Genomic DNA, 9,348 nt, shown 5'->3' on the forward strand with positions numbered 1-9,348 from the left:
AATGAATTATCTGGATGAAGAAACTCTGGTTTGGGACACCAAACAACAAAGCGTCGTCGACCTCAACAATGAGGCGGCTGGACCAGAGATGGTCAGAATCAAAACCTCAACCAGTCAGCTTGAGTTCCTGCGCCATTTTGACAAAGCAGAAAATCAGCTCATTAATATCAGCGCTGAACTGCTTACTATCGCTCTGAAAGTCAGCACCATGCCCGAGCCGGATGATATCCATGTACTGCGCGAGGAATTGGTAAGCCAAATTAATGAGCTAAAAGCGAAAGGTGCCGAGCTCACCTACCCGGTAGCTGTGATCGACAAGCTGTGCTTTTTATATGCCGTCGTTTTGGATGAGTTCATTATTTACACTGAGTGGGGAGAGCAACGTAGTTGGGAGAACAAAACCCTGCTCAGTGAACTGTTCGGCATGCGAAATGGCGGTGAGCTGTTTTTTACCGTGACAGAAAAAGCCATGCGCCAACCCCACAAACTGATCGACTTATTGGAGGTCATCTATCTGTTCCTCAATATCGGCTTTAGGGGGCAGTACCGTGAAGCTGGTTCAGATCAGTTAAAGCGCGTTATTCATCAGTTGGAGCAACTCATCAGTCAGTACCGTCAGTCTGGTGCGCTCTACTGCCACACCAAGACGAATCTGCCGAAATGCCGTAAACCAACACGAAGAAAACGTTACCTTGTCACCACCATTTTCTTTGTCTGCTTGATCGCCACCAGCGTCGGTTTTACCTACTTCTGGTATAACAAGACCTTGCCTCATCGTGCCCGGGACTTCCAGAACCTACCAGACTATAGCCAGCGGTATGTTCTGTCCGGAGAAGTCAACGACATCGTTTTCATCAGTTCAGACAGTGATCTGGCGCAGCCTCCTGCCAAAGCCAGTAAAGTGGAGTTGGTCAACACAACGCCTCCCTTATCAATCGCCACCAGCCACTCTGACTGGTTGGTTCAACTGGCCACCTTCAGCACTGAAAAGAACGCAACTCGTTTTATCAGCACTCTATCGCCCAATTCTTACGAGCCTGTTGTCGACAAATACAAGGCGTATTTCCGAGTGATTATCCGCACTACATCATCCCAGCAAGCGCAAACGATTCAGGCCTGGTTTAAAGATAAAGACAGCATTAACGCCATCATTGTGCAAGGTCTCGGTGAGACAGCACGTAAGCAAGGAAGCCAATAATGACATCCGTGGAAGCCACCGCTTCAAAGCAACGCCGAAACATCCTGTTCGCCATACTGACGGCGCTGATCGTTGTCATCCTCGGTCTGACTCTGACCTGGTTCACCCGCATGTACGCAGACTGGAGAATATCCGCGGCTGTCAGCCTTACTCTGGCGTTGCTCATTGCAGGGCTCGTTTACTGGGGGTTGCAGCGTCGCCAGTCTGGTCAGGAAGACGCGGATAAGGAAGCACTGGCGGTTATTCGTCAGCGTCAGCGACGACTTGCCGAACATTTCCAACGAATGTTGAAAAGCCAGAGAAGCAAAAAACGTCTCAGCAGCCGATATGATTTACCTGTCTATCTGTTGCTCAGTGCCGACATGGAATCTGATAAGCCAATCATTACCCAGATGGGTTACGACGCTTATAAAGTGGATGATTTTGGTAATGATATCGAGTTTCCGATTCTTTTCTGGCAGAGCGAACACTCGATTCTGATCTCAATCAGCCGGGCAGATGACCAACACCCGGACTATATCCGAACACTGTGTAAACAACTGATGAAATGGCGGCCGCGACAAGCTGTCAACGGTCTGTTGGTCACAACGGACGTCACTCAGTTGATTGATAGCAATGAGCAAATAGAACATCAGGCTGACGAAGTCGCCGGTCTAATCAAAGCGTATAACCAGCAATTTGGTCTCAACCTGCCGGTTTATAATCTGATCACCGCCATGGGAGGTATCGCCGATTTCTGTCAGTTTTTCTCCGGATTTGAAGAAGCTCGGCGTGACGACGTTTTTGGCGCCACGATGCCATACAGAAAACACGGCGGTATTGACGCCAATTGGTTCAATGACGAGTTCGATCATCTGATCAGCCAGCTTATCGCGCACAGCAGCAGTGCCATGGCCAACCAGTTAAATCAGGATTACCGAAATGCCATTGGTAGCGCCCCTTTCCAACTTGGTCTGCTCAAACAAAAGCTGTGGCTGTTTCTGCAACGTTTGTACCGGGGCGAACAACTGACCGACGCGCTTCAGTTCCGCGGCTTCTACTTTACCCATCATGGCAAAGAAGGCATGCAGTCAGATTTACTTGCAGCGACAGTTAACCAGTCTCTCGGCAGCGATGCCTATCTCCGACAAGTTCAGTTACCAGTCACGCAGAGCTTGTTCGCACAAAACCTGATGTCACACGTGATTTTAAATGAGCAGCAACTGGTGGGTGTCAACCGCCGCAAAGAAAACATGCTCTGGCTTAGCCAATCTGCGTATACCGTGTTTTGGCTCGCGCTATTTGGCTTTATTCTGTTGGTGATCAAACTGGATTTTGATTATCAAAGTCAACGGGAAGCGCGGGCAGACAATATGTTGGAGAGCTATAAGGAAGCGATCGCAGCCTCACCTTATAACGTTGAAAACATGGCAGACAATATCCCCAACCTTTACGCGCTACACAGCATTTATGCGCTGTATAAACAGCCTGAGCCATGGTTCAACTTACCGTTTTTACCCAGTGCGACCATCAAACCTGCCGTCGAGCAGGCTTACTTTAATGAGTTACGTCAAGTGTTAATACCATCCATGGAAAACACACTGGAAAAAGACTTGTTTGTCTACGTAAATCTGGAAGATCAATCTCAGACACTGGCCTTGCTGAACAACTACCGGATGCTGTTTGATAAGCAGCGCTCCAATATCGAAGAGCTGAAAACCTATTTTGTCCGGACACTGCAGGATCAGGGCGAAGCCGACAGCATTAATATCGCCCAACTTGACCGCCTGCTTGATGATGTCTTCGCTCAACAGATGGTGCCGGTCAAAGTGAACTACGAGCTGGAAACACTGGCCAAAAAAGTGATCAGTCAGAGCGGCATTGAAAATCTGCTGTATCAACATATTCTCAACGCACATCACGACAAACGCATCGACGTGCGTAAAGAGTTAGGTAGCCGTTTTTCCAGCCTGTTCAACTTTGCACCGGACTATGTAGGCTACATGGTGCCCTACCTGTATACGCCTGCTGGATTTAATGAATTGGACTTGTCGGTAACATCACCAATCATCAAAGATGCGTTGCAGGCATACGAAGGAGTTGCAGGCAATACGCCCAGTGCCGCCGAACTTTATCGCATCAGTCGGGATCTCAAGCTCAAGTATCAAAACGATTACATCAATTACTGGCGCAACTTTACCCGTCAGATAGAGCTGGTGCCGATCACCAACACTGAAGAGCTCAATCGCACACTGACTTTACTGTCCGATGCGTCAGACAACCCACTCAGCAACCTGTACACACTGATCAACAAATACACCTCCGTCGAGCTGAGTGTTCCGGCCCCCAAAGACGGCAAAGACAACGCGCAACCAGATCTGAATATTGATGCGGATAAAAAAGAGTCAGCTCGCCAGATCACGTTGAGTTTTCAGGCTTACCATGATTTGCTGACCACCAACGAACAAAACCAGAAACCACTCGACATGGTGATGGCCGATTTAGCCTCAGCCCAAACCTGGTTGAAACAGTTTTATCAGAGTAAAGAGCCACAAAAGCTGGCGTTCCAAACACTTGCAGCCTCACTGAAAGCCGACAATCCAATCACGACATTAGCCTCTGCGTCACCAAGCTCAGACACTCTGTTGCAAAGCCTGTTGAGCCGGATAACGAAACAGAGCAATGACATGGTGATGTCATTGGCCCATGACTACCTCAATACGACGTGGCGCGAACAAGTGTTTCAGCCTTATCAACAGACACTGGCCGCATTTTATCCCTTTGATACGCAATCCGACAGCGATGCCAGTATCGCTGACGTTAAAGCCTTTTTTATGACCAACGGCACCTTGGACACTTATCACAACGCTATGCTCAAAACCTTCACCGCTTCGACTCCCGATAGCAGCCCATACTTACCGGGTTTACTGCCCGACAGCAGACTGGCACTCGACCCTCAGGTATGGCAAATGCTGAGCAAAGCTAAGGACATTCGCCAGGCGCTGTTCATCAATGACCCCACCAAGGTTTCAGTGCAATTCCAAGTGAAAGCGGTCGCCATGTCATCCGATTTAACCGAGTTCTCTATTTCCTCAGAAAAACCGCTGTTCACCTACCGTCATGGCCCAGCGTTGTGGACTCAGTACAATTGGCTGGGCGATGCCCAGACAGAAGATAAACTGGACGTCGCACTCAAAGCTCAGAGTGCGTACGTGGCGAAAGCGAATTACGCTGGCAACTGGAACTGGTTCCGGCTGATTGAGCCCAGAGTCACCAACACCAGCGCGCAAAACATACAAATTGAGTTCGATTACGGCGACAGCAGCGTGAAACTGGCCATCAAAACGCAAGGTCAAAACAACCCGTTTGTCCCCGGCTTTTTCTCCGCATTTTCGTTGCCCGGTAGTCTATGACGACAGTGAAACCCTGCGCTGCTGAGTGGATAACAAATGAAGGAATTCGTCCTCTGTTGCGCCACCTCGGCTGTACTCTGATTAAACCAATTAACCCACACGTCGCCCATGTCCGCAGAAGTAGCGGGGGCGACGCGATACTCAAAACGGCCCGCTTTACGCATCAACGTCAGGCGCTGATGAATGAGGCGAGGTTTCTAAAAAATAACGCAGCAAACCACTGGCCAGAGTATCTCGAGTACGCTCGTTTTCGAGAAATGGACTACCTTTTGTGCACACGTTTGCCCGGTGTGACGCTCAACCGGTATCAACCCAACCGTTCTGACGACTGGCTGAGTATGCTCGGGGCTTTCGAATCCATCTTGCATCAACTGCATCTGTCCGGATTTATCCATGCCGACATCAAACCCGCTAACCTTCTCTTCGATCCTCATACCCGGCGTGCCAGCCTCATCGATTTCGGTTGTGTCATTGAGGTATCTCACCCAATATCCATGAATTCTGTTCGTGAACTGACGCCGCTTTATGCCAGCGCCGAGCAACTCAGAGGCATGCCACTGACACCGACAAGTGACTGGGTCGCACTCGCATTGACCTTTGCCACCTTGATGCATCAGCATCCCTTCCGCGGCCGCACGATTTATCAAGCGGCGGCTGAGGGATGGAAACCAGATCCCCCTCTTCTCCCAAGCCGCTACCATCAACTCTTAGTCAACCAGTTGAGAAATATCCGGCAAGAAGCTGAACATGGTCGAACAACCTGCCGTGAACAGAATGAACAAAATGCATCAATATGACCAATATTCTTTTTATCTTCGCTTTAGAGACAAAGTGTTAACACGTTCGTAACCTTAATCTATCTTTTTGCACACACTCCTGCGCTCTAAGAGAAATAGATAACTATAAACATCAGATCATGAATTTGATGTGCCTACATAAGGAACGTGAACATGTTTAAATTCTTCAAACCTACTCTGGCCGCTTCGATCATTGCAGCCTCCTTTTCGGTAAACACTTTTGCTGCTGATCTCGAAAAAATCCACTTTCTGATCCCTGGGGGCGCTGGTGGTGGTTGGGATATGACTGCCCGCGGTACTGGTGATGTGTTGGTGAAAGAAGACATCGTTGAAAATGTCTCCTTCCAGAACTTATCTGGCGGCGGCGGCGGTAAAGCCATTGCACACCTAATCGAAACCGCCCAACGTCAGGAAGACACCCTAATGGTGAACTCGACTCCGATCGTCGTACGCTCACTCAGCGGTATTTTCCCACAATCTTTTCGTGATTTAACGCCTGTCGCGGCGACGGTTGCCGATTATGGCGCGATTGTCACAACTCCAGACTCCCCTTACGCGACATGGGAAGATGTTGTCAAAGCATTCAAAGACAACCCTCGTAAAGTGAAGGTTGCCGGTGGCTCAGCCCGAGGCAGCATGGATCATCTGGTTGTTGCGGCTGCGTTCAAAGGCGAAGGTTTTGAGCCGAAAAGCGTGCGTTACATCGCCTACGATGCAGGCGGTAAAGCGATGGCAGCCCTGCTATCTGGCGAGACACAACTGCTCTCTACTGGCCTCGGCGAGGTTTTGGAAATGTCGAAATCCGGTCAGGTGAAAGTGCTGGCGATAACGGCACCAAAACGTATTGAGGCCGCGCCAAACATCCCAACTCTGGCGGAATATGGCAACCCAACCGTGTTTGCAAACTGGCGCGGATTCTTTGCCGCTCCGGGTGCCAGCCAGGAGAAAATTAACGAGTGGAACGCTGCACTGACCAAGATGTACAAAACCGACGAGTGGAAAGTCGTCCGTGACCGCAACGGTTGGATTGACAACTACAAAGCGGATAAAGACTTCTACGCCTTCCTGGAAGATCAGGAGAAACAAATGGGCGACCTGATGCGCGAGCTCGGCTTTATTCAGTAATCCTAAACAGGGCTGAATTGCACCAGCCCTATCCTGTTTTGCCGTACAAGAGACATTACACACTCCTTTGTTTATTGAAGATAGACAAGTAAGCCAATTGACTAGCAGCAATGACTTACCTTGGTTAACCCGTGCCATGAACATCACTGGTTAGCCCTCTTCGTACGGCCTTTTTCTTCCCCTGTAAAATGAACTGGAGTTGGATATGTCGGATCTGCCAACGAACTCTCTCAACCAAAATAAGTTCAGCAAGGAGTATTTGCTGTACCGTGATCGTGTTGGTGCGCTTATCTTCTTGCTGGTATGCCTGTGTTATGGCTATCAGACTTATCAGATTCCCCTCTTTCCGGGCGATGAGTATGAACCCTTCACCGCGCGCACACTGCCTACTATTCTGACATTTGTCGGGATCGGTTTGTCGCTTTTGTTACTCATCACTGGCCAGCCTGACAAACAAAGCGGCGCGGTGCTCGATTTCAACTGGAAACTGCTGATCGCCTTTCTGGTGCTAATGGCAGCGTATGGTGTGGGCCTGACGTACCTCGGATTTGTAATCGCTACCGGACTGTTTCTGATGGCAGGTTTTTACCTGCTCGGCGAACGCAACAAGAAAATACTGTTTGGCGCGTCATTTCCGTTTGTGATTGCGTTCTACCTGTTACTGACTCAGGGGTTAGATATTTATCTGGAGCCCGGCCTGATTTTCACCGCCTGGTAACCTCACTCAAGGATAAAGATTATGTTAGATGGAATTTTGCAAGGTCTTTCGACCGCTGTAATGCCGATGAACATCCTGATGGTGATAGTCGGTTGTTTTGTCGGTACATTTATTGGCATGTTGCCAGGTCTGGGCCCGATTTCAGCGATTGCTCTGATGATACCCGTGACCTACGGACTCGACCCGTCATCCGGCCTGATCCTGATGGCAGGTGTCTACTATGGCGCCGTGTTTGGTGGTTCAACCTCCTCCATTTTGATCAACGCACCGGGTTGCTCTTCGACCGTTGTTACCGCGTTTGATGGTTACCCAATGGCCCAAAAAGGTCAGGCCGGTAAGGCACTCGCGCTGGCGGCTTACTCTTCATTTACCGGCGGTACGCTGTCTGCAATCATGCTGTTGGTCGCCGCTCCGGCGCTGGCAAGTGTATCACTCAGCTTTCAGTCCTCAGACTACTTCGCTCTGATGTTGCTTGGCCTGTCGGCTGTCGCAGCGTTTGCTGGCAAAGGACAAGTGCTCAAAGCGTGGATGATGACCATTCTAGGCCTGATGCTGTCAACCGTTGGTATCGACAAAGGCGTTGGCGTTGAGCGCTTTACCTTCGGCCTCACCGATCTGATGGACGGTTTCAGCTTCCTGTTGCTGGCCATGGCGACCTTCGCTTTGGGCGAGACGCTCATGGGCATCCTGAAACCTTCTGCCGATACCAGTGACGACGAACAAGAGAGAATGCGGAACCTCGGCAGCATGAAAGTCACAAAAGAAGAAGTCAAAGAAGTCGCACCGGTGTCGATTCGCTCTTCCATCTTGGGCTTTTTCACTGGTGTATTGCCGGGCGCAGGTGCCACCATTGCGGCTTTCCTCAGCTACGGTATGGAGCGTAACCTGGCACCAAAAGACAAACGTGAAGAGTTTGGTAAAGGCAGTATTCGCGGCCTGGTGGCTCCGGAATCGGCCAATAACGCTGCGTCCAGTGGTTCTTTTGTCCCATTGCTGACTCTGGGTATTCCGGGTTCAGGCACCACGGCCATCATGTTGGGAGCACTGATTGCTTATGGTATTCAACCAGGCCCCCGCCTGTTTGTAGAGCACCCAGATGTCTTCTGGTCTGTGATTATCTCCATGTACTTTGGCAACATCGTGCTGGTTATCCTCAACTTGCCACTGATTCCGTATATTTCGAAGCTGTTAGCCGTCCCCAGAACAGTGCTGTTACCGATGATCCTGTTCTTCTCCATCACAGGCGTGTATCTGGTGTCTTTCAATACTATGGACGTGTTCGTGATGCTGCTGATTGCCATGGGAGCCATTGCTTTGAGGCTGGCGAACTTCCCGCTCGCACCTTTGCTACTCGGCTTCATTCTCGGCGGCCTGATGGAAGAGAACCTGCGCCGCGCCCTGATGATCAGCGACGGAGAGCTGAGCTTCCTGTGGGAACGCCCTATCACACTGGCGTTTACCGTGCTGGCCGTCTTGGTTTTAAGTAGCCCATTACTGGTAAAACTAATCAGCAAATTAAAGTCAAACCCCACAAAAGTAACTCAATAAACTCAGGCCCTCCGGGGCCTTTTCTCTTTTTCTTTGGTAAATTTTTAGTCTTGTTGTCAGCTCACCTCGCTCAAGGACACTCAAACAAATACGGACGTTGTCACGTGTTTCGATAGAACTTAAAGGAACTGTCTAAATATCTGGACACATTATTTTACCCTTGTTGCCCTTTACCACCATGGAACACTCTGTTTTAGGTGATCAGATATCCTAAGTATCGGTTGTAAAGAACCCTGTAATTTGGGCATGAAGCGGGACAGCTTCTACAAACGTTCATTCCCTGGATCAGCTATATATAAAAAGCCAGATTCAATTCAGGCCTAAGCTACTAAGATGCAATTATGTTTATCAGTACAAAATCCCTAAGTATTGAGAAAAATGTGACATTAATCCCATCATTATTTTTTATGGCAAAATAACTAGCAAATTGCTCTTTTTTACTACCCCACCAAGAAGTGACTTAGAGTTAAAATAACGCCATTGCAGTTTGTAATACGTAGAGTGTAGCAATGACCAAAGATAGAGCAGCTAAACATGATGAAATGGGTTATCCATTTCCCCCACCACATT

6 protein-coding genes are annotated in these 9,348 nt (G+C 49.3%); all 6 read left to right on the top strand.

Features of this window, described 5'->3' with window-relative positions; all coding sequences use genetic code 11:
* The first annotated feature begins 1 nt into the window (after nt 1).
* The 6 genes from icmH (at nt 2) to CAG64_RS02145 (ending at nt 8,778) form a co-directional block, all read left to right on the top strand.
* The gene (icmH, locus tag CAG64_RS02120) at nt 2-1,198 is read left to right on the top strand and encodes a type IVB secretion system protein IcmH/DotU (RefSeq protein ID WP_161488757.1); all 1,197 of its coding nucleotides are present in this window, start codon (nt 2-4) and stop codon (nt 1,196-1,198) included.
* Nucleotides 1,198-4,590 carry a type VI secretion system membrane subunit TssM gene (tssM, locus tag CAG64_RS02125; RefSeq protein WP_161489221.1) on the top strand — a complete coding sequence of 1,131 codons (3,393 nt, stop codon included), beginning with the start codon at nt 1,198-1,200 and terminating at the stop codon, nt 4,588-4,590. Before icmH ends, tssM begins: the two co-directional genes overlap by 1 nt.
* Nucleotides 4,587-5,387, top strand: a complete 801-nt coding sequence (locus CAG64_RS02130) for a protein kinase domain-containing protein (RefSeq protein WP_161457906.1) — start codon at nt 4,587-4,589, stop codon at nt 5,385-5,387. The genes tssM and CAG64_RS02130 overlap by 4 nt, the downstream gene beginning before the upstream one ends.
* Nucleotides 5,388-5,540: 153 nt before the next feature.
* Nucleotides 5,541-6,512 carry a tripartite tricarboxylate transporter substrate binding protein gene (locus CAG64_RS02135; protein ID WP_021705561.1) on the top strand — a complete coding sequence of 324 codons (972 nt, stop codon included), beginning with the start codon at nt 5,541-5,543 and terminating at the stop codon, nt 6,510-6,512.
* Nucleotides 6,513-6,717: 205 nt separating this feature from the next.
* On the top strand, nt 6,718-7,230 hold the full coding sequence (locus CAG64_RS02140) for a tripartite tricarboxylate transporter TctB family protein (protein ID WP_161457905.1): 513 nt from the start codon (nt 6,718-6,720) through the stop codon (nt 7,228-7,230).
* A gap of 21 nt (nt 7,231-7,251) precedes the next feature.
* Nucleotides 7,252-8,778 carry a tripartite tricarboxylate transporter permease gene (locus CAG64_RS02145; RefSeq protein WP_021705559.1) on the top strand — a complete coding sequence of 509 codons (1,527 nt, stop codon included), beginning with the start codon at nt 7,252-7,254 and terminating at the stop codon, nt 8,776-8,778.
* Nucleotides 8,779-9,348: the final 570 nt, after the last annotated feature.

The organism is Vibrio sp. V38_P2S17PM301 (genome assembly GCF_009904845.1).
Classification (GTDB): Bacteria; Pseudomonadota; Gammaproteobacteria; order Enterobacterales; family Vibrionaceae; genus Vibrio; species Vibrio proteolyticus.

Bases quoted from the DNA above. Each gene is read 5' to 3' on its own strand.
- icmH (WP_161488757.1), top strand. From the start codon at position 2: ATGAATTATCTGGATGAAGAAACTCTGGTTTGGGACACCAAACAACAA.
- tssM (WP_161489221.1), top strand. From the start codon at position 1,198: ATGACATCCGTGGAAGCCACCGCTTCAAAGCAACGCCGAAACATCCTG.
- CAG64_RS02130 (WP_161457906.1), top strand. From the start codon at position 4,587: ATGACGACAGTGAAACCCTGCGCTGCTGAGTGGATAACAAATGAAGGA.
- CAG64_RS02135 (WP_021705561.1), top strand. From the start codon at position 5,541: ATGTTTAAATTCTTCAAACCTACTCTGGCCGCTTCGATCATTGCAGCC.
- CAG64_RS02140 (WP_161457905.1), top strand. From the start codon at position 6,718: ATGTCGGATCTGCCAACGAACTCTCTCAACCAAAATAAGTTCAGCAAG.
- CAG64_RS02145 (WP_021705559.1), top strand. From the start codon at position 7,252: ATGTTAGATGGAATTTTGCAAGGTCTTTCGACCGCTGTAATGCCGATG.